Raw genomic sequence first — 19,972 nt, 5'->3', positions numbered from 1 at the left:
CAATAGCGTAAGTATGCAATGAAGGGTTCTGACAACATGAGTGCCATTGGGGAATTTGTTTTAATCGCAGTAATTATTTTTACCGGAAGCTTTATTCAGGGCGTCAGCGGCTTTGGCTTCGGACTGTTCGTGATGAGCTTTGTGCCGTTTTTCTTTACGTTGCAGTTCAGCTCACTCCTCGTTATTTCTCTGTCGGTTATCACTGCACTGAGCATTATAGGCAAGGTGTATAAGCACATTCAGTGGGCGCAGCTCGGATATTTGCTGGCAGCTACTGCAGCAGGAAGGTTTGCAGCTTTTTTTATTCTACATAACTTTGGGGAAATGGACATTTTGAAAAAAGTACTCGGCCTTGTGCTTCTCGGCATGGTTGTGTATACCTTTGCCCAAAAGCCGGAGAAAAAGCTGCGGCCGGTGCCGAAAATAGTTCCACTGGCACTTGGGTTTTGCGGTGGGCTGGTAGGAGGCGTTTTTGGCGTTGGCGGTCCTTTTTTCGTCGTTTATTTTTTATTAACAACAGCTAACAAATATCATTACACAGCGAACCTGCAGATTACATTTCTAATCGGAAGTCTTTTAACGGTCTTTGCTCACGCGGGTGCCGGCGACTTTTCGAGGGAGCTGCTGCTTTATATTCCTATAGGAATCGTATGCGTGCTGCTTGGCACAAGAATTGGCATCCGATATTTCGAAAAGCTTCCGCAAAAGCACATTCGTACGCTCACGGCCGTCATTATTGGAATAGCAGGCCTTAATATGCTGTTTTTTGCTTAAAACTAAAATGGAAAGGAGGACTCCCCGATGCCGAGACAGCGAACCATTGACCGCAGAACGCTTTTTCAGGAAACGGAAAAGCTAATCATGGATGAAGGCTACCACTCGTTTCATTTCAAAGCCCTGTCGGAGCGTCTTGGGGTGGCAAGAAGCACCATTTACAACTATTATGCTAAAAAAGAAGAATTGGTGACGGCCTATATGCTCGACAAGCTGGAGCAGGTATTTTCCCAGCTCGATGAAGCCGACCGGCAGACGGACTTTTCAGTACGGATGAGGGCCTATATCCGGGTGTGGGTGCAGCAGGCATCAGTTCATCAGGCATTTGACATTTTTCCGGTCATGGATCATCATGCTTCGGCCCAGGTGGAAATAAACGTAGAGCAGCTCCAGCAGTACCTGGGTCAACTTGGGAGCCGGGCTTATACACTGATCGAAGCCGGGAAAAGGGAGGGAGCCATCCGCGAGGACCTTCCGACGCATGGCATCACACGGATGCTGATGGTGGCAGTGCAGGCCCCGGACCCGTCCCTCAGTGAGGAGGAATGGGTGGAGACGATATATAATATTTTCTTAAACGGCATTAAGCGGCCGTAAATAATTTTTAAATTTAAATGACACTAGTGTCATTTTCGTTCAAAACAAAGTATACTGGGGGTAATGATACTGGGGGGAGAAATGTGAAAAAAATAATTGCAAAACCAAAGCTGATTTTATTATTTATTGTGATGCTTATCATTGTCGGCACCCTGTCTTTTTTTCAGCTGCCGCAAAAGGAAATTCCATCAACAAATCCACCGGTGGGCCAGGTAACAACGGTTTACCCCGGAGCCTCGGCAGAAGAAGTGGAAACGACGGTTACGAACCAGCTTGAAGAAGAGCTTGATAATGAATCGTCCACAGCGTCGATTTCTTCAGTATCTTCACCCGGGCTGTCGTCAATTACTGTAGAGCTTGATGAGAGCACGGAAAATCCGGAGCAGGTGTGGAACAGTCTCGAGCAGAAGCTGTCGCAGGTGAGCACCTCGTTTCCGGATGACGCAGAAGAGCCGTCCATCAACAGTGAGCTGAGTCAGCAGGGGCTCGCTATTTACCAGCTGACAGTAGATGAGGAGGCAGTTCCGAAGGCGGTACAGCTAATTGAGAACTGGGAGCAGCGGTTCACCGGAATACCTGATATTGACAGCCTGGAAATCACTGGAGATGTGGAACGTGAACTGCAGATCCGTCTCGACAGTGAAGCGCTGGAGGAGGAAGGACTGCAGTCCGGCCAGGTGATCGGGGCGCTCTCTTCTGCCTTGGAAGTCATTCCACCCGGGGAGTGGCAGCAGGACGGGGAATTGTATCAGGTAGAGCTTGAAGCACTTGAAAACGTAGAGGACTGGGAAAACATTGAAATAAGTCCGGGCCAGCAGAGTGATGGGGAAAATGCCTTGCTTGGCGATGTTGCAGCAGTGGAAAACACATACGCTCCGACCGAGGAGCAGGTGGAGTATAATCAGCAGTCGGCCCTGTCGGTAACATTCTTTCTCGCGGAAAACGCGAGCGTGCCGCAGGCCCAAAGCAGTTTAGATGACGTAATAGCGGATTTTGAACAGCAGCTGCCTGAAGGAATGGAGCTCACCCAGCTCTATACGCAGGGCGACGTCGTGGAGGATTTGTTTTCAAGCCTTGCCATCTCATTTGTGGTGGCATTTGTGTCGGTATTGATTGTCTGCTCTATCGGTCTGCGAATCCGTACCGCGCTGTCGGTAGCCATATCGATCCCGGCGGCACTTGCGATCGGAATGATCCCTCTTCCATTTACCGATGTCGGCCTGAATCAAATTTCTTTAATTGCTTTTATTATTTCACTCGGGATTCTTGTGGATGATGCGATTGTCGTGAATGATAATATTGACCGCCGACTCCGGATGGGAGACAGTCCGATTGACGCAGCCAGTAACGGGGTGCGGGAAGTACTTGTCTCGGTTATCGTGTCGACGCTCGCTGTTGTCTTCACCTTTTTTCCGCTTTTATTCCTTCCAGGCGCGGCGGGTTCATTTATCCGTCCGCTCCCTGTGGTGCTGATTACGGTATTGCTTTCGTCCACGCTTCTTGCGATCTTTTTTATCCCTATTTACCGGGGTATTGTAGAGAAGAGAAGAAAAAAGAAGGACAAGCGGACGTCGCCGGGATTTCTGGGTGCATTTCTTGACCGCTCAGCGAGATGGTACAGCAAACGTGTGCTGACACGTGTCGTGAAGCGGCCGGTTATTGTTTCGCTTGCCGGACTGATACTGGGAACCTCGGCATTTGCGCTTGTTCCTTACACGCCGCTCGAGTTTTTCCCGGATACGGAGCGGGAGGAAGTATTTATCGAAGCCTCTGTACCGGAAAACACCCCGCTTGAAGAAACGGAGGCCGAGGCGGAGGAAGTGAGCAGCTGGCTGCAGGAACAGGAAGGAGTAACGTCGGTATCTTCATATGCAGGAACGGAAATCCCTACCGTATTTTCAGGGGGATCGGGAAGCGGTGCCGCCGGACCAAATGATATGAATTTTCTCGTATACGTAAACCCTGAAGAAATTCCGGCAAGGGAAGGAAGCGAAATATGGCCGGGAGAGATTCGGAACACCTTTGAAAACGTTGAAGCCCAGGGGTCGATTGTTGAATCGGGTCCTCCGGTGGGAGCCCCAATTGCCGTTGAGCTCTCTGGTGAAGAAACGGATGAACTGTTTTCAGCAGCGGCGGAGGTGGAAGCGCTGTTTGCAGAAACAGAAGGTGTTGACTTAGCGGTTTCGAACGCCAATCAGAATGTAAACCAGTGGCGATTTGAGCAGGACAGGGAAGCCCTGGAAGGTACAGGTGTAACCAACGAAACCATAAGCACAGAGCTCCGCCTGCTCGGGGAAGGAGTGCCGTTTGGCCAGTGGAATGCAGATAATGAAGTCATACCAGTTCAAGTAATGTACGATAATGGGGAGCGGGTAACAAACAGCGACCTGGATCAAATCGTTGTGGCCAGAGACGAGGGCGGAGAAGCAGTTACTTTAAATGACCTGGGACGTGGTGTAGAGGAAACGACGACTTCCGCTATCCCGCACGAAAATACGGAACGGACCATTACGGTCCGAGCTTATCCGGGAGATGCTTCCGAGGACGAGATTTTAGCGGCAGCCGGGGATTTTCTTGACTCACTTGAAAATGAATACGGAGGTGTCAGTGTCCAGGTAGGTGGAGAAACGTCCGAACGAAACGATGTATTTATTGATATTGGACAGATATTCATTGTCGTGGTGTTCCTGCTGCTCATATTGTTTGCACTGCAGTTCTACTCGCTGCGTATTCCGTTTATCGTTTTGAGTGCAGTGTATGTAGCAATTGCGGGGGTCATTCTCGGTTTGTTCCTGACACAGACAGGACTCGGATTCATGTCGATGATGGGGGCAGTCAGTCTTGCTGGTATCGTCGTACGGAATGCGGTCGTTATGATAGAATTTATGGAACAGCGCATACGAAGCGGTGAGTCCGTGCGGACAGCCGTTGTGGCAGCCGGGGAAGAGCGTTTCCGGCCGATTCTGTTGACGAGCCTCACGTCTATCGCCGGTCTTCTGCCGATCGCTCTGGGGGATAATCCATTGTTTCAGCCACTCGGAACAGCAATTGTGACGGGTCTTGTCTTTTCGACAGTGCTGACGCTTTTATTGGTGCCGGCCCTCTATACCTGGAAAACGGAAAGCGACCACAAACGGCGTGCTCGAAAATCAAGGAAATAAGGTGAATGGCATTGAAACAGCTCGCGATAATTCCCTGCGGGGCGAAAAAAGCCTGGGACACGGAGCCGGATCTTGGGCCTCTGCCTGTAAAGCACGTGTATCAGAGTACGTTCCATCAGCTGTGCCGGGCTTACGCAGAGGCATTCGCTGACCAGTGGGCCGTGCTCTCAGGCAAGCACGGTTTTATGTACCCGCAGGAGCTTATTAACACAAATTACGATGTTACATTTGGAAAAAGACAGCAGGAGGAAATCTCCCGGGCTTTCTGCATACAGCAGTGGCAGGAAAAGCAGATGAATGAATACGACCGGTATGTAGTGCTGCTCGGCAAAAAATACGATCCGGTCATCACGAGGATACTGCCCATGGAGAGAACCGTTTTTCCGCTCCGGGAATACCGCGGGATGGGATACATGCAGCAGGCGTTAAAGCAGGCGGTAGCAAGTCATCGTCCGCTTCCCCTTCACGCCCGGGAAGAAAAGTCATGATGGAAACGATCCTGTTTTTTCTGACAGCAGCTGTCGTGTTAACGGCTCTTACGTACACACCAGTGCTTGGCACCTATTTATCGCTGTTTCAGACAATGGTGCACGAAAACGGACATGCCTTCATGGCGCTTGCCACCGGTGGGAAAGTGCGCTCGATCTCTTTATTTTATACGAGAGAGGGACTTGCTGAAACCGGTCATAAAGGGAGGCTTGGCCAGGCGCTTACAACGTTCGCCGGCTATCCGTTTGCAAGCGGGATGGCTCTTCTTTACAGCTGGGTATTCACCTCCGGCTGGTACAGCGGACTCATGATAGCCCTTGTAGGACTGCTCATCTGGAATACGCTTCTCTGGGTGCGTAATCCTGCCGGGATCGTCTGGGGACTGGCAGCTTCGGGTGGGGGTCTGTACCTGCTCATTGAAAATATGGTCATGCTTATGATGTGGATTATGTTCATGCTCGGTGTACTTCTGGTCATCCAGTCAGTCCGGTCGGCCTGGATCATTCTGCAGCGGAGTCTGCAGATGCCGGGCGACGCCGGAGATGCTACGGGGATGCACCGGGTGAGCCGCGTCCCTGCGCAGGTATGGGGCGTACTCTTTTTTACACTGGCGCTTGCAGCTGCCTGGTTTTCGGCAGGTTTTTGGCTGCAGTGGGACAGTTCCGTATTGATTCAGGGGGAAGGCGCTTAGTCGTTTCCCTTTTTTTATATGCAGAAACGGGTGGCGTCTACAGCCCGAAGCTGTTTTTATAATAACTAATACTTTCAAACCGGAAGCATACTTTGAAGTCAAAATGGGAAAAGTCGAAGAGAGTAAAAGAGTCTTTTTAGAAATGAGGGAAAGCGAGTGACAGAGACCATCAATCCCAGTCAAAAAGTATTAGCTTCAGTTGATAATCTGTGGGAAGAGGAAATAGAGTTTTTACAGACGATCGCACGATTTCCGAGTACGATCGAATATGAAGGATCCCTACAATTATACTTAAAGAATTTTTTTCAGAACGAGCTGCAGATGGACGTAGAAACAGTGGATGTCGACGAAAAAGAAATCAGCTCTCTTCGGGGGTACTCCCCAAGCGAGTGGTCCTACGCAGGCCGTCCGGTAGTAGTGGCGAAAGCACCGCGCAGTTCCCGTAAGTCCGAAGGCAGCAGTTTGCTTTTTCAGGGCCATGTGGACGTTGTAAGTCCGGAGCCAAAGCACAAATGGAGCGTGGATCCATGGGGAGCGCAGCGTATTGGAGACCGCCTTTACGGACGCGGGGTGCTCGACATGAAAAGCGGTGTGGCGGCAATGATTTATGCCTATAAAGCTATACGGGATGCAGGGTACGAACCAGCAGCTGATTTTTCCATCAAAACGGTTATCGAGGAAGAAGCAACAGGCAACGGGACGCTCGCTGCAGCGAACGCCGGACATCTGGCAGATGCGGTTCTCATTCCGGAACCGTTCGGGCAGTGCCCATCCACCGCCCAGCTTGGAAGCATTTGGGTCCGTATTCATATCGATACGAGCAGCAACCTGCAGTCGGATAAAACCGGCGTCGGAGCGAATGCCATCGAAAAAGCACAAAGCGTGATTGAGGCTCTGCAGAGCTACCGGGAATACGTCAACCGGGATGAACAAAAGCCGCCGGAATTTGCCCATATGAAAGAGCCGATCGACGTGGAGGTAGGAACGATGCACAGCGGGGACTTTGCCTCCAATATTCCTGTAGAAGCGACACTTGAGGTTCGTTCTGCGGTTTACCCGGGGAAGGCCCCGGCCGAAGGCAAGCAGGATCTAATCGATTGGATTCTTGATAAAACAAAAGATGATGAGTGGCTTCGCGAGAATCCTCCGGCCTTTGAATCCTTTGGTTTTCATGCGGAGGGTATGGTGATGCCCGAGGATGACCCTCTGTTTGCCAAACTCGATGAAGCCCATGAGCTGGTGACCGGAAAACAATGCGGCAGACAGGCGATTCCGGTAACGACAGATGCCCGGTATTACGGCCTTTATTATGATACGGCTGTTACATGCTACGGCCCATCAGGCGCAAAAATGCACGAACCGGATGAATGGGTGGACCTGGAAAGTGTAAAAAACGTAACGAAAGTGTACGCAGACTTTTTAATCCGCTGGTGCGGCATTCATAAAAAGGAAGGGGAAGGCTGATGAACTATTCGCGTGCCCTTATTGTGATTGACTACACGATGGATTTTGTAGCGGAAGAAGGTGCACTCACCTGCGGGGAGCCGGGTCAGAAAATCGAAAGCGCTATTTATCAATTAATCGAAACCTATCAGGCCGCGGATGATTTTGTCGTATTTGCCCTCGACCGCCACGAAGAGGGGGATGAGTATCATCCGGAAACGAAGCTGTTTCCTCCCCATAATATAGCTGGAACGAAGGGAAGGGACCTGTATCGAAGCATTCAGAGTCTGTATGAATCTATACGACATCAGCCGAATGTTTGGCAGGTGGACAAAACAAGGTATAGTGCATTTGCAGGAACAAGCCTGGAACTGAAATTGAGAGAACGCGGCATTACCGAGCTTCACCTTGCCGGCGTCTGTACCGATATCTGTATTCTTCATACAGCAGTAGATGCCTATAATAAAGGCTTCGATATCGTCATCCATCAGGATGCTGTAGCAAGCTTTGACGAGGAAGGACATGTGTTTGCGCTAAAACACGCACAAAATATTTTAGGGGCGTCAGTCCAATAGAAAGGAAGAACAGCATGACCGGACAAAATAACCAGGGGCCGCTCGGTGTTGTGCATCAACAGATCGCTGAAGCCTCCCAGCTTATTCAATTGCCAAACACTGTAGAAACAATACTGAAATACCCGAAAAGAAAAGTGGAGGTCCAGTTCCCGGTGGAAATGGACGACGGCCACACCCAGATGTTTACCGGCTACCGGACGCAGCATAATGATGTGCTTGGTCCGGTGAAAGGCGGGCTCCGCTTTCACCCCCAGACGGATGAAGAGGAAACGGAGGCGCTGGCCGCATGGATGACGTTTAAGTGCGCGCTTGTTCAGATTCCGCATGGCGGAGCAAAGGGAGGTGTCGTCTGTGATCCTTCCATGCTGAGTGACCGTGAGCTTCGCCAGGTCAGCAGAGGATACACAGAGGCCCTGTTTGACCTTCTGGGTCCCAATAAAGATGTGCCCGCCCCGGATGTGTATACGGATCCAAAGGTCATGAGCGTCATGATGGATACCTACTCCCGGATGGCAGGCGGTCACGAGCCCGGCGTTATCACCGGCAAGCCACCTCTTGTCGGCGGTTCAAAAGCAAGAGAATCAGCAACGGCCCGCGGCGCTGTATATATTATCGAAAAAATGCTTGAGCAGGAAAACAAACGTGCCGAAGACATACGCGTGGCCGTCCAGGGTTTTGGCAACGCCGGACAGATCGCCGCAAGACTGCTGTACGATTTAGGATGTAAAATTGTGAGCGTCAGCGACTCCAAAGCCGCTCTGTATGATGAGGAGGGGCTTGATATTCCGAGAGCCCAGCAGGCAAAAGCAGGAAACAGCGGCCTGCAGGAATACGGAGAAAACTATCTGCTCGAAAATAACATGGAGATCCTTTATACGGACGCTGATATTTTGATACCTGCTGCCATGGAAGGCGTTATTACAAAAGATAATGCGGACCGGGTAAAAGCCCCGAAGATTATGGAGCTTGCAAACGGACCGACAACACCGGAAGCAGATCATATTTTAAAGGACCAGGGGCAGGCAGTATATCCGGATATTTTAGTGAATGCCGGTGGTGTTATCGTGTCGTATCTGGAATCCGTTCAGAACCATATGAACTACTATTGGTCTGAAGATGTAATTAATGAACGGATGAAGGAATTTATACTCGAAGCATACGAACAAACGGAAAAATCAGCCTACGAACACAAGACCACCAACAGAAACGGTGCGATGATTTTCGCCATGGACCGGCTGCAGGAAGCAATGGAGTACCGTGGCTGGATATAAAAAATTAACAAATTCTGCATGAATCTATAGTCACAGGGGAGTCAACAAGATAAAATGCTAGTGTGAGCTTTTCCGGAAACGGGAAGAAAAACTGCTAAGAGTTCTAGGAGGGATTAGATGGATTGGTCAAAAGAATTTGATTTTCATAAAAATGATACGGAAGACAGTACAGCAGAAAAAATGAAACGAATCAGCAAATGTATTGATAAGCTCTGGGGAGATTTCGACGAAGTCTTAACGGAAATTGTGGAGCAGGGCGGGCTGGAAAAAGAAGACTACAGAAAACGGTTCAGGGATGAAACATTTACGATTGAACTTCTGGAGTCCGAGTTAAAAGGCTCTGTCAGCGGTCACTTTGATCGTAACATCGATGTCATGGTTGATTTGACACTGGATGAACCGAAAAAGAAATCACTCAGCCAGGTCTTCCTTCCAAACGACAAACTGTATCTGATCGACACGCGCAGCAACCAATGGGTAATTGCCGAAGCCGGCAAAAAACCAAAAGATTGCACAAAGCTTGAGAAAAAGCATATCGAGCAGATATTCGCTCACATGCTACGTGAGTATAGAGTAACGAAATAACAAAACAGAAAAAAGCATCCAACTTGACGGTTGGGTGCTTTCTTTCATCAGGTGCTTGTGAAAGGAAATCTTGACAATGAGAGCATTTCCACGTATTCTTACATTTGTCTTTGTTCACTGGAGCAAAGGTCATAGTTATACACATAAGCCCTAGTAGCTCAGGGGAAGAGCAACAGCCTCCTAAGCTGTAGGTCGCAGGTTCGAATCCTGCCTAGGGCGCCATAATATATAAGTTACCCCCGGGCCCTGGGCCCGGGGGTTTGTTGTTCAATCCGGTCCGGTCTAAAAGTTGCCTTAGAGAAAATATGTGTCTAAAAGCGAAAAAGGTTTGAAATGACCGAACGCATACATTAAAATTAAATTAAAGATTCTGACAAAAAGCGGGAAGGGAGCTAAAATGATTATTATTGTTTTATCCCTGATGTTGTTTGCCGTGCTTACGTATCTGTTTTACGTACTGTGGATTACGAGTGCAGATGCAAAAGAAAGCAGGCAGCTTTGTTCCCTGCTGTACGGAAGCTCGCTGCTTGCGCTTGTACTATTAAATACATCCATGCTTTTGTAAAACTCCGCCCTGGCGGAGTTTTTTTGTATTTCGCAGGGTTAAGCCCATAAATAAACGAAAAATGATTAAAGCCTGTATCATCTTTGAAGTGTATAATATAGGGTAATAACTAGAAGCTTATATAAATTAAGAAATCTGCGGCAGGGGGGCTGCAGCCATAGCATTATTTATCATATGAAACGCAATTGGAGTGGGGGACATGGGAAAATTTTATACAATTATCACAGTGATTGGTCTGGGGGTTGCTGGTCTGTTCGGATACCATTGGTATGATACAGAATCGAGCATTCAGACGATTCAGATGCACGAAGAGGTTACCAGCTTATCAAAAGAAACAAACGTATCTTCGGGCTTATCTTCCTTTTCACTAAACGGCAGCGGGGAAGTGCGTTATTTTGGTATCAGTGAAAGATATATTCTGTCTCAAAAAATGCAGAAGAATAATTAAATCTGCTGTAGCTGCAGCTGTCTGTTCTGCTTTACCTGGTGAAAATCAAAAGAGCTGTTTGAAGGCCGTTCAGTTTATATAGAAAAACGTTAATGGTTGATTTTCAAAGCCCATAATGTGAATATATAAATAAGAGAAGCTTAGACTGCAGATGGGGTTTATAAAAACAGCAGAAGAAGCAGAAAAGAACGATGATAACCGGCAGTAGGGCATCTACCGGAACCTGCACTCATAGAGCAGGTTTTGTACGGTTATGTGCAGGGAGGAAAGATATTTTGACTTCAATTATAGCCCACCGGGGGGCTTCAGACCGTCGTCCGGAAAACACCATGTCGGCTTTCCGCCAGGCTGTCACAGACGGAGCAGACGCAATTGAAACAGATGTGCAGCTGTCAAAAGACGGGGTACCGGTACTGATTCATGATACGCTGTTGAAACGTACAACCGGCGCTTCCGGAAGTGTTCACGAATATACATACAAGGAACTGCAGGATTTAAGCGCGGGGGCGTGGATGCATAAACGGTACCGCAAGGAAAAAATCGTCAGTCTGGAGCGGCTTCTGCAGGAAACAGGAATGGAGGAAATGAAGCTTGTGCTTGAATTAAAAAATTCCAACATTGCTCATAAAGGGCTTGAAGAAGCTGTGATTAACCTGCTGAACGACTATGAAAAAATAGAATCGGCTACAGTGTCGAGCTTCAATCACCGGTCGATGGCCTACGTTCGGGAGCTGTCGGAAGAGATCAATATCGCTATTCTTTACGCGGTGCACCTGTACCGCCCGTGTGAATACGCGAAAATCGTCGGAGCTACAGAGCTTCACCCTCATTACCGCACGATCGATAAATCCTGGATTGACGACGCTATTAATTCGGAACTCGAGGTTATTCCTTATACTATTGATAAAAAAAGCGGATGGAAAAAAGCAATAGATGCCGGCGTCACGGGGATTATTACAAATAAACCAAAGGCTCTTCAGCAGTATTTGTATCCCCCTGAGCAGGCAGCCCCGGAGGAACCGAAGCCTTCGGAACAAACGGAACCGTCAAAACTATCCGAACCATCGAATTAAAAAGAAGCTTACATAGATTAAAGCTTCTTTTTTTATGAGTGAATATGATTTCATTTACCGAAATTGTTTCATTGCTTACTAAAGAAAAAAGCCGCCTTTTTTACAAAGCGGCTTCCTGTCATTATTTGCTGTTAATAAACCCAGGGGCTACAGCAGACCTACTTTTTCCAGGCCGCGCGCAATGCCATCATTTCCCACGTCAGCGGTAATATGGCGGGCATAGCTTTTAACCTCATCCGGGGCGTTTCCCATGGCAACGCTGTTTGGTACGTACTGAAGCATTTCCACATCGTTGTAATTATCTCCAAAGGCATAGCAGTCCTCAAGCGCAATACCGGCTTCAGCGATTAGGTTTTTGATTCCGTTTGCTTTAGACCCTCCAGGAGGAATGACGTCGAGTGAATAAGGGTGCCAGCGCACAAACCGTAGATCCTGCATCTGGTCTACATAACGGTTTTCCTCGTCTTCCCGGGCAAACAGCAGGGCCTGATAAATATTGTTCTGTTCTGCAAACGAAGCGTCAAATTCGGGATGCTCTACGCCAAGCGTTGTAATGCTGTCATGAATATCATGATGAAATTCAATATTAGCTTTCATGGCACTGCTGCCCATAAATACAATCGGATGCTCTTTTTCAGCAGCGAAGGACTGCAAAGACTGAAGTTTTGCGGTGGGAATCGTGTTTTGATAAATAGCATTTCCATTATATTTCACAAATTGACCGTTAAACGAAATAAACGTGTGGATATCGAGTTCTTCCCGGAGGTCGTCGAACAAATAGGGGGCTCTTCCGGTGGATATCGCGATTTCATGGCCTTTGCTCCGGAGCATTTGAATAGCATCTCTGGTGGAAGCCGGCAGCTGTTTATTTTCATCGTACAGCGTTCCATCGATATCGAAAAAAATCATTTTTTTACTCATGTATGGGCTCTCCTTTTCTACACTTTTGCCCGTTTAGTATACTACAATCACTCACGTTCTACCAATACAGAGCCAAAAGAGGTTAATAATAATCATGAAGCAGGGGAGTGGGACGCTTTCTCTGCCTCTGTCGGTAGATAAGAGCATTAATTTCTCCGCCGGTGACTAGAATCAGTCCCACCAGAAACAGCCACAGCATTAGCACGATGACGCCGCCAAGACTGCCATACGTGGAGGCGTAGTTGGCAAAGTTGTTGACATAAAAGGAAAACCCCAGCGAAATTACCTGCCAGAGCAGCGTTGCTGTCATTGCCCCCGGCAAAACAGACCAAAAGGGCATATTATTGTTCGGTGCAAGATGATAGAGCATGGCGAGAATGACGGAAGTAATCGAAATAGTAATAAGCCAGCGCAGGAGCTGAACAAGAAAAACAGTATCCTCCGGAACATAAATAAATGATTGCACTGCCGATAAAATTAAATTGCCGAACACGGGCAGAAAGAGTGCAATAATAACGGAGAGCATTAATCCAAAGGTTAAACCGACAGACAGCAGCCGCACCTTGAAAAAGGAACGCGTTTCGATAACATCATAAGCCCCGTTCACCGCCTTAATAAAAGCATTCAGGCCGTTGGAGGCTGTCCATATCGTGCCAATGATCCCGATGGTAAGCAGCCCGTTGCTCGAGCTGTTTATCGTATCTTCAATCGTGTCCTGAAACAGAGAGGCAGCCTCTGCAGGAACGAACTGGTACAAAAGTGATACAGCCCGGTCGGCATCGATATTAAAGTAGGGAAGAAGTGATAGAAACAAAATAAGCAGCGGGAAAATGGATAAAAGGTAATAAAACGCCTGCTGAGCAGCCAGGCCGGCAGCATTGTCCTTCATTAATTCTGAAAATAAATTTTGAATAAAAGCAGTTATGCTTTTGATACTATCACTCCTTCGGACGGTTCTTCGGTCATTATACAAAAGACTGAAAGCAGAAAGGAAAAAACCTGTGCACAGCTGCTGCACAGGTTTTGCACATTGGGTCCCCTACAGCTGTCAGAGCTTCTAGTCAGTTTCTTCAGAAGAAGAGGAGGGGGCATCCTGTTCGATATATTGCTGGAATGTAACGAGATCCCTGAATTCACGTCCCTCCCATTTCCATTCAGCTCTGGAAGAAGAAGGAAAGGAATTGTCCTTCAGGGTAACATAGTTGCTGATGTCTTCAGTGGCATCAATATAAAATCCGTTGAATGTGGAGCCTTCAAAATCGTTATTGATGACGCTTAAATGTCGTATGGAGGACTGGATACGCAGCTGGGCGGAGTCCCGGCTGCCGTGCGCGTTTTTCCAGGTGTTCTCTGAAAAAGAAACGCGGCTGATTGGACGTTGAGCAGGTCCTTGAACCAGAGCCGTTCCGGACGACGTTTGGTCCCGCCATACATTATTTTTGAACGATAGATCCTCTGTTTCTGCAAAGGAAGTGTTACGGATAAATGTCCCAACAGCCCCTCCGCTTATAGTGTTATGTGAAAAAGTGACCTCATCGGCTCCCTCGACTGCAACAGCCGGATCGGTGCTTCTGTTCGAGGAATCAATAATATTGTTTTTCACCACACCTCCGGACGGGACCCGGCCGTTTACTTCCCCGGGCACTGCCTGAAGATCGAGAGATGTTCCGGAAGCTTTCTCAAACCGGTTGTGGGAAACTGTAAACGAAGCTATGTTGCCCTCTAGTGCAAAGGCGGGGGCATGCTTCCATCTTTCGACAGTGTTGCCGCTTATGATCGTGTCCTCGTGAATGCTGTCTGCATCTGAACTGGCTATATGGACTGCTGACCCAGGCTCTTCTTCCGCTCTTTGAGACGATAAAAAACGGTTATCAAGTATTTGGAGGGCCCTGGTTTCTCCGGAGGAAGCAATCACAGATGCCGTATTTTCCTGATGAAAGGTGAATTTTTTAATCGTTATGTATTCGGTATCTTCTAAAGAAAAAAACGGCTTATCGCCAGCGGTTTTTAAATGAACGTTTTCATTTTCAAACGGACGGACGGTGATAGGAAGCTGTTCTTCACCCTGTTGGCTCACGTTCACATTTTCCTGATAAGTGCCTTCCCGTAAATAAATAGTATCTCCGGCTTCCGCGGTATCAGCGGCCTTTTGAACAGACTGAAAAGGCGCATCGATAGTGCCGTTTTGCTCATCATTTCCTGAAGGGGAGACAAATATCCCCTTATCGCTCTCGCCGGAATCAGCAGAAAAAGGAAGCATGCCGCAGCCGCTTATAAATAGTAAGAAAAAAAGCATGATAATAACAGAATAAAAACGTGGCATCTGAATCCCCTCCCTGTGAACTGATGAGACGTTGAATGTATGTAAATAAGCAGAAACTATCGTAGCACAATTGTAATAATTGCAACAGTTATAAATTGGAAGAAGACGCACGGGTAGTGTGCGCCTTCAATTTGTTTTAAAGGGTTATTGCTGCTGAAGCAGAAGTGGAGGAATTCAGTGCCTGCAGAGCCACAGCCCGCTGCGCGTCGATTAATGCTGGAGGCAGGCTGCCGTCCTGTAGGGAAGCGTGGTGGGCCACAGCAATCTGTATGGAGATATGAACCGCAAAATGCTGAAACCGCCGAAATTCACTCTGCTCAGCCAGGAGGGCATGAACGCTTCGGGCGTCATCAATAATGGTAGAAAAAGAAGCTGTAAATCCGAGCACTCCGAAAAGCGAGTAATAGAACGGACGTACGTGCCACTGTCCGGACTGCCAATGGCCAAGGATGTCGTCAAAACGTTCAAAGTATGCAGCTGAGTTTATACTTTCGAGATTCAGAGCGGATAAAAAGGAAAGGTACTGAAGTTGAGCACCTTTTTTAAAGTCCCGCTCGAGCAGCTGGTGATGGGCACTGTTCATATGCTCAATCATCTGTTCCTTATTTCCGGGGAACTGATGAATATAAAGTGTGTGTAGAGGATAATAATCCGCACTTGTTAAATCCGGAAAGGATTCCTGCAGAAACTCGTACCAGGCAGTAAACGCCGGTACAGCTGAAAAGTCGTTCCGGAAGAAGGTGTAATATGATAAAGCGGCAGCGTACGTAGAGGTGCCACGCCCCCACGGTCCCTGAACCAACTGGCTGTACAGCTGCTTAAAACCGCTCCAGCTGTCCTCGGGGTTGTCGGACAAACAGTCAAGCATACCAGCGATTGGAAAACGCTGGTGGGACCGCAGCGGTGAAAACCAGCTGTTGTTCTTTTTAATCGTCTGCTGGAGACGGTCAAACCGCTCAATGTCAAACGACTGGTGTTGCAGGGAATACATCGATGCCATCAGCATGAACATGCGGGCGTCCGAATGATGCCACGGATATTTTTTCTTTAACGCCTCATAAGTGTTCAAATACTGCTTTGTAATATCTGTAAGCTGTTCCTGAGTTTCCATCTGAGGGCCTCCTTTTCTCTGGCTATGGTGTAAGTATAGCACGAGAATCGGAGGGTGTTATTCCTTCGTTAGCTCATGGAGAGAGGAAACAGAGCTCCCTACCTGAGAAATGGCCTGCTCGACTTCGCGCAGCTCCTGGATGAGTGAATGAACCTCCGCTTCGGCATCATTGCTCTGCTGGCGGCTTCTTGCCATTTCCTGTACGATACCATCAAACATGCTGTTGATTTCGTGGACCCGTTTCGTGCCGTTACTGATCTGATTGTCCGCGTTTTCAATGTGGTTGCTCACAAGCTGAATTTGGTCATTTGTTTCCCGGACAAGCTCAGATACGGTATCTACGGATTTTTTTGTCTCACCGGAAAGCTTACGGACTTCTGTGGCTACCACCGCGAATCCGCGTCCGTGTTCGCCGGCACGGGCAGATTCAATTGAGGCGTTCAGGGCCAAAAGATTCGTCTGTTCAGCGATCCCAGTGACGATGTTTGTGATATCATCAATTTTAGCTGCAATTGCTTTGAGTTCACCCGTTTCAGTACGCATAAAATCCATGAGCTCCTGGAGGCTTTTCATATGCTTTCCGTGCCGTTCGAGCTCTTGCTTGCCTTCCTCGGACTGGGAAGCGGCTCCAGAGCTGCTCTTAACATTTTCTTTTGAAATGGTAACGACCCTGTTGGAAGTTGCAGTAAGTGAAGCAACAGAGGTATTTGTCTGGTTGAAAACCTCCCGGAGCGAGCGGGTAGTGACAGAAATTTGTTCGTGCAGATGATCTTTAACAGCCTGCTGTTCTTTGTGAAGTGTAAGGTGGGCCTCCTCGTAGGCTTCAAGCACAAGCTGCTGCTCGAGGTTAATGATTTTCGTAACTGCAAGAACAGCTGGAAGCAAATCAGCCCGGCTGTTAAGGTGCTGGTCGACAAAATGAAGGATGGACTGCTCCATGTCTTGAAACGAGGACATGTACCATTTAGGCAGAAGGCCGATATGTAAATGAACCTGGGCAATCTTCAGCCGCTTTTGAATAAAAGTATCCTCCATTGTCCCCTGAAACATTTCCTGCACATGGACAGCAAGCGTCCGGCTCAGCCGTTCGACCGAGCTGTGCTCTTCAATGATTGCACGCAGGCTGGGCTCGTTCTTAAGGTTGCGGTAAAAGGCATCAACAATAGCTTCGATGTTTTCAGCAATGACTGGCTGAAGTTCGGATAGTATATAAAGGTCATGGTCAGTTAGATGAATCAGCTGGAGCTGACGGTGCAGATCGCTTCCGGGGGAAAGCCTGATCCGGCTGCCGGCATGGGCGTCCCCTGGAAATTGTGAAGCAGGTGCAGATGATGGTTTTGCTGAAAACAGCATATTAATAGCCTCCCGATGCAATAAAAGTATGGTTGATACAGTAATTCTTATATCGGCTGAAGAAATATTAATATTCATGGATAATTAAAAATTTTTAGGAGGCAGGGATAGAATATGAGAAACAAAAAGATGTGGATAGCGGGGCTGTTGTCGCTTTTCATTCCAGGTGCGGGACAGGTGTATGTTAAAAAATACCTCTGGGCGGTGTTGTTTTTTGTGCTTTACGTAAGTCTGCTCGTTACGGTGTACGTGCCGTCCATTTTCGTTGCTGCGATTGCCGTGGTGCATGCGGTGCAGACTGCCGGACGGCAGGAAGCAGAAAGTAAGGACAAATAAAGGGGAAGGGCAGGGTTGAAAAAATTATTTGAAAGGCCCCGGAGTAAAAACCCCGGGGCCTTGTATCTGTGCTATTCGGCTTCGAGCGCCTGAATGAACGCTTCGTCCATATCGACAGCGATAAATTGAATTTCCCGTATGTTGTGCAGCAGCTCCCGATAATAAATCGCGACGGTCTCGGGGTCCAGGCCGCCGGTGGCGGTGCCAAGTGCCGGCAGGGCGACCCGGTAGATGTGATTCTCCTGGCAGTAGCGTATTAACGCCTGAAGACAGGAATAAACCACGTCATAGTTCGACTTTTCCTCCGGGGCTTCCATCGTCACCAAATGAAGGATGGCTTCATACGGGAGACTGGCGGCCGTAGTCGTGTAAAGCTCGCCGCGCTTCGGCTCGTTCTTTTTGCAGTAGGCTTCTGCTTCCTGTTCAATAGTCTCTCCACCAGCTTTTTTGATGGCAGCGGCAACCCCGCCGCCCATCGACCCCTTCCCGTTTGCAGCATTGCAAATATAATCGACATTGGTGACAGTGGTAATATCTCCATGTTTTGCACTAAGCATAATTTCTCTTCCTCTCCTTCTGCGCTATTATTCCGTCATCAGCATATCAGAATTTCCAGCCGGCAGGGAGGAGATTGCTCATAATTTATACAAAAGAATTAGACATATACCGGGAAGCCCTATGGAATAACTGCTTTGCTTCTTTGTTCGCATCACTAAGCACATGGTTCTTATTCATGGTCTGCATATTGCGGTCTTCCATAATAATCCGTCCATTCACGATGGTAGTTTCCACCTGATCTTTGGAAGCGGCGTATACAATACGGGAATATGGATCTGCTCCTTCGCTCGGATACGTATGAAAATCATAAAGGTTGAGGATAGACAAATCCGCTTTTTTGCCGATTTCGATACTGCCAATTTCCTGGTCAAGACCGACCGCTCTCGCACCTTCGATGGTTGCCATGCGAAGAACCTGTCTGGCATTCATGGCGGTCGGGCCATAGGAGGGTTTATGAATAAGGGCGGCCATCCTCATTTCCTGAAACATATCGAGTGTGTTGTTACACGGGGAGCCGTCGGCACCGAGACTGACATTGTGATGGTGGTCGAGCAGGTCCGGGATCTCTGCGAATCCGGAAGCAAGCTTCATATTGGAGCTTGGGCAGTGACTGATATGAGCGCCCTTTTGTTTAATAATCTGCTTTTCATGCTTATCGAGCCAGACACAGTGGGCGAGAATAAGGCGCGGGTGCACAAGGCCAAGGTGATCCAGATAAGTTACATTTCGCATGCCGGTATCAGCTTCAACAATTTCTATTTCTCCCTGGCTTTCTGAAGCGTGTGTATGCACATACGCTCCGTAATGAGTGGACAGGCGGGAAACTTCGCGCAGCAGCGGTTCAGAGCAGGAGACAACAAACCGGGGTGAAAATGCGTATCGTATTCTATCATTATCCCGCCCGTTCCATTTTTCATACAAATCGGCGCTTTCCTGCACGGACTGGCTCGTGGTTTCAAGCAGGGGAGCAGGCAGTTCATCGCCCTTATCCATCATAACTTTGCCGGATAGAGCCCGGATGCCGGAAGCTTCTATGGCTTCGAAGGCAGCGTTTGTATGGTGGACTGTTTCCATGTCGACGATCGTGGTCGTGCCGCTCCGGATCAATTCGCCGATACCGAGCATCGCTGAGGCGTAGATAGAATCGGGAGTGTGGGCAGCTTCCATTGGCCATATGCGTTCCTGCAGCCAATCCATCAGCTCAAGGTCATCCGCCTGACTGCGAAACAGTGCCTGGCAAAGGTGAATATGGGTATGGATAAAGCCGGGAAGCACAGTTCGTCCCCGTGCTTCAATCACTTTTTCATCCGGACGGGGAGTTAAAGATGGTTGGATTTCTTTAATGTATTCATTTTCAATTCGTATATCTCCGTGCACAATGTCATTGTTTTCGTTCATCGTCATGATTTCAGCCTGCCGTATTAAGATCGTGGTCATTGTAAACACTCCTTTGTTTGCATAAAAAAACGAAGAACGCCTGTAAAAGACGTTCTTCGTAGTTGGAAATTACGGTTTCCAGTAGAAACGTTCAACCCAATTGTTGAATATATACGAAGGGTAAGTGGTAATACCTGCATCGTACCGGGGAATGAAAAAAACTTCAATAGAGTTGGAAGATAATATGACGAAAGATTTACTGGGCAGTATACGAGCCAGACCCTCCAGTTTCTATTTCTTTTATGAATATTCCTGTTTATT

The 19,972-nt window shown here is 48.1% G+C and carries 20 protein-coding genes, 1 tRNA gene and 1 riboswitch; of the genes, 14 read left to right on the top strand and 7 right to left on the bottom strand.

What is annotated here, in order from left to right:
• Positions 1–36: 36 nt before the first annotated feature.
• The 13 genes from ACTRXI_RS11695 to ACTRXI_RS11635 all read left to right on the top strand — a co-directional run bounded on the left by ACTRXI_RS11695 (position 37) and on the right by ACTRXI_RS11635 (position 11,672).
• Positions 37–774 (top strand): TSUP family transporter, encoded by a 738-nt coding sequence (locus ACTRXI_RS11695; protein WP_474262701.1) that lies wholly within the window; start codon positions 37–39, stop codon positions 772–774.
• 27 nt (positions 775–801) lie between these two features.
• A complete protein-coding gene (locus ACTRXI_RS11690; RefSeq protein ID WP_474262699.1) occupies positions 802–1,371 on the top strand; it encodes a TetR/AcrR family transcriptional regulator in 570 nt (189 codons plus the stop codon).
• An 83-nt stretch (positions 1,372–1,454) separates the two neighbouring features.
• Positions 1,455–4,532, top strand: coding sequence for an efflux RND transporter permease subunit (locus ACTRXI_RS11685; protein ID WP_474262697.1), 3,078 nt, complete (start codon positions 1,455–1,457; stop codon positions 4,530–4,532).
• 5 nt (positions 4,533–4,537) lie between these two features.
• Positions 4,538–5,020, top strand: a complete 483-nt coding sequence (locus tag ACTRXI_RS11680) for a DUF6884 domain-containing protein (RefSeq protein ID WP_474262695.1) — start codon at positions 4,538–4,540, stop codon at positions 5,018–5,020.
• A complete protein-coding gene (locus ACTRXI_RS11675; RefSeq protein WP_474262693.1) occupies positions 5,017–5,712 on the top strand; it encodes a M50 family metallopeptidase in 696 nt (231 codons plus the stop codon). The genes ACTRXI_RS11680 and ACTRXI_RS11675 overlap by 4 nt, the downstream gene beginning before the upstream one ends.
• 156 nt (positions 5,713–5,868) lie before the next feature.
• A complete protein-coding gene (locus tag ACTRXI_RS11670; protein WP_474262691.1) occupies positions 5,869–7,176 on the top strand; it encodes an ArgE/DapE family deacylase in 1,308 nt (435 codons plus the stop codon).
• The gene (locus ACTRXI_RS11665; RefSeq protein WP_474262689.1) at positions 7,176–7,730 is read left to right on the top strand and encodes a cysteine hydrolase family protein; all 555 of its coding nucleotides are present in this window, start codon (positions 7,176–7,178) and stop codon (positions 7,728–7,730) included. The genes ACTRXI_RS11670 and ACTRXI_RS11665 overlap by 1 nt, the downstream gene beginning before the upstream one ends.
• A gap of 14 nt (positions 7,731–7,744) precedes the next feature.
• Positions 7,745–9,001, top strand: coding sequence for a Glu/Leu/Phe/Val family dehydrogenase (locus tag ACTRXI_RS11660; protein ID WP_474262687.1), 1,257 nt, complete (start codon positions 7,745–7,747; stop codon positions 8,999–9,001).
• Between the two features lie 117 nt (positions 9,002–9,118).
• Positions 9,119–9,586 (top strand): hypothetical protein, encoded by a 468-nt coding sequence (locus ACTRXI_RS11655; RefSeq protein WP_462866859.1) that lies wholly within the window; start codon positions 9,119–9,121, stop codon positions 9,584–9,586.
• A gap of 147 nt (positions 9,587–9,733) precedes the next feature.
• A tRNA-Arg gene (locus ACTRXI_RS11650) sits at positions 9,734–9,808 on the top strand.
• 175 nt (positions 9,809–9,983) lie between these two features.
• Positions 9,984–10,151, top strand: a complete 168-nt coding sequence (locus ACTRXI_RS11645; RefSeq protein ID WP_474262685.1) for a hypothetical protein — start codon at positions 9,984–9,986, stop codon at positions 10,149–10,151.
• A gap of 199 nt (positions 10,152–10,350) precedes the next feature.
• Entirely contained in the window at positions 10,351–10,599 is a 249-nt protein-coding gene (locus ACTRXI_RS11640; RefSeq protein ID WP_474262683.1) for a hypothetical protein, read from the top strand.
• A 275-nt stretch (positions 10,600–10,874) separates the two neighbouring features.
• Positions 10,875–11,672: a glycerophosphodiester phosphodiesterase gene (locus tag ACTRXI_RS11635; protein WP_474262681.1), complete on the top strand. Its 798-nt coding sequence runs from the start codon at positions 10,875–10,877 to the stop codon at positions 11,670–11,672.
• Between the two features lie 147 nt (positions 11,673–11,819).
• On the opposite strand, the gene ACTRXI_RS11630 is transcribed toward ACTRXI_RS11635, so the two are convergent.
• The 5 genes from ACTRXI_RS11630 to ACTRXI_RS11610 all read right to left on the bottom strand — a co-directional run bounded on the left by ACTRXI_RS11630 (position 11,820) and on the right by ACTRXI_RS11610 (position 17,380).
• Entirely contained in the window at positions 11,820–12,593 is a 774-nt protein-coding gene (locus ACTRXI_RS11630; protein WP_474262679.1) for a Cof-type HAD-IIB family hydrolase, read from the bottom strand.
• 82 nt (positions 12,594–12,675) lie between these two features.
• Complete coding sequence (locus tag ACTRXI_RS11625; protein WP_474262805.1) at positions 12,676–13,566, bottom strand: YihY/virulence factor BrkB family protein; 891 nt, start codon at positions 13,564–13,566, stop codon at positions 12,676–12,678.
• An 84-nt stretch (positions 13,567–13,650) separates the two neighbouring features.
• Entirely contained in the window at positions 13,651–14,916 is a 1,266-nt protein-coding gene (locus ACTRXI_RS11620) for a right-handed parallel beta-helix repeat-containing protein (RefSeq protein WP_474262677.1), read from the bottom strand.
• Between the two features lie 136 nt (positions 14,917–15,052).
• Entirely contained in the window at positions 15,053–16,027 is a 975-nt protein-coding gene (locus tag ACTRXI_RS11615) for a DUF4003 family protein (RefSeq protein WP_474262675.1), read from the bottom strand.
• A gap of 57 nt (positions 16,028–16,084) precedes the next feature.
• Complete coding sequence (locus ACTRXI_RS11610) at positions 16,085–17,380, bottom strand: protoglobin domain-containing protein (RefSeq protein ID WP_474262673.1); 1,296 nt, start codon at positions 17,378–17,380, stop codon at positions 16,085–16,087.
• A 114-nt stretch (positions 17,381–17,494) separates the two neighbouring features.
• Between ACTRXI_RS11610 and ACTRXI_RS11605 the strand changes: the two genes are divergently transcribed.
• Entirely contained in the window at positions 17,495–17,716 is a 222-nt protein-coding gene (locus ACTRXI_RS11605; protein ID WP_474262671.1) for a hypothetical protein, read from the top strand.
• 71 nt (positions 17,717–17,787) lie between these two features.
• Here ACTRXI_RS11605 and ACTRXI_RS11600 read toward each other — a convergent pair whose 3' ends face one another.
• Positions 17,788–18,273 (bottom strand): macro domain-containing protein, encoded by a 486-nt coding sequence (locus ACTRXI_RS11600; protein WP_474262669.1) that lies wholly within the window; start codon positions 18,271–18,273, stop codon positions 17,788–17,790.
• An 85-nt stretch (positions 18,274–18,358) separates the two neighbouring features.
• Entirely contained in the window at positions 18,359–19,711 is a 1,353-nt protein-coding gene (locus ACTRXI_RS11595) for a 5'-deoxyadenosine deaminase (RefSeq protein WP_474262667.1), read from the bottom strand.
• Between the two features lie 39 nt (positions 19,712–19,750).
• Positions 19,751–19,848, bottom strand: a riboswitch (purine riboswitch).
• Between the last annotated feature and the right edge of the window lie 124 nt (positions 19,849–19,972).

Source organism: Marinococcus sp. LNHM4E3-1 (genome assembly GCF_056034405.1).
Note: the sequence above shows the minus strand (reverse complement) of the source record. Positions and strands in the feature narration are given on the sequence as shown.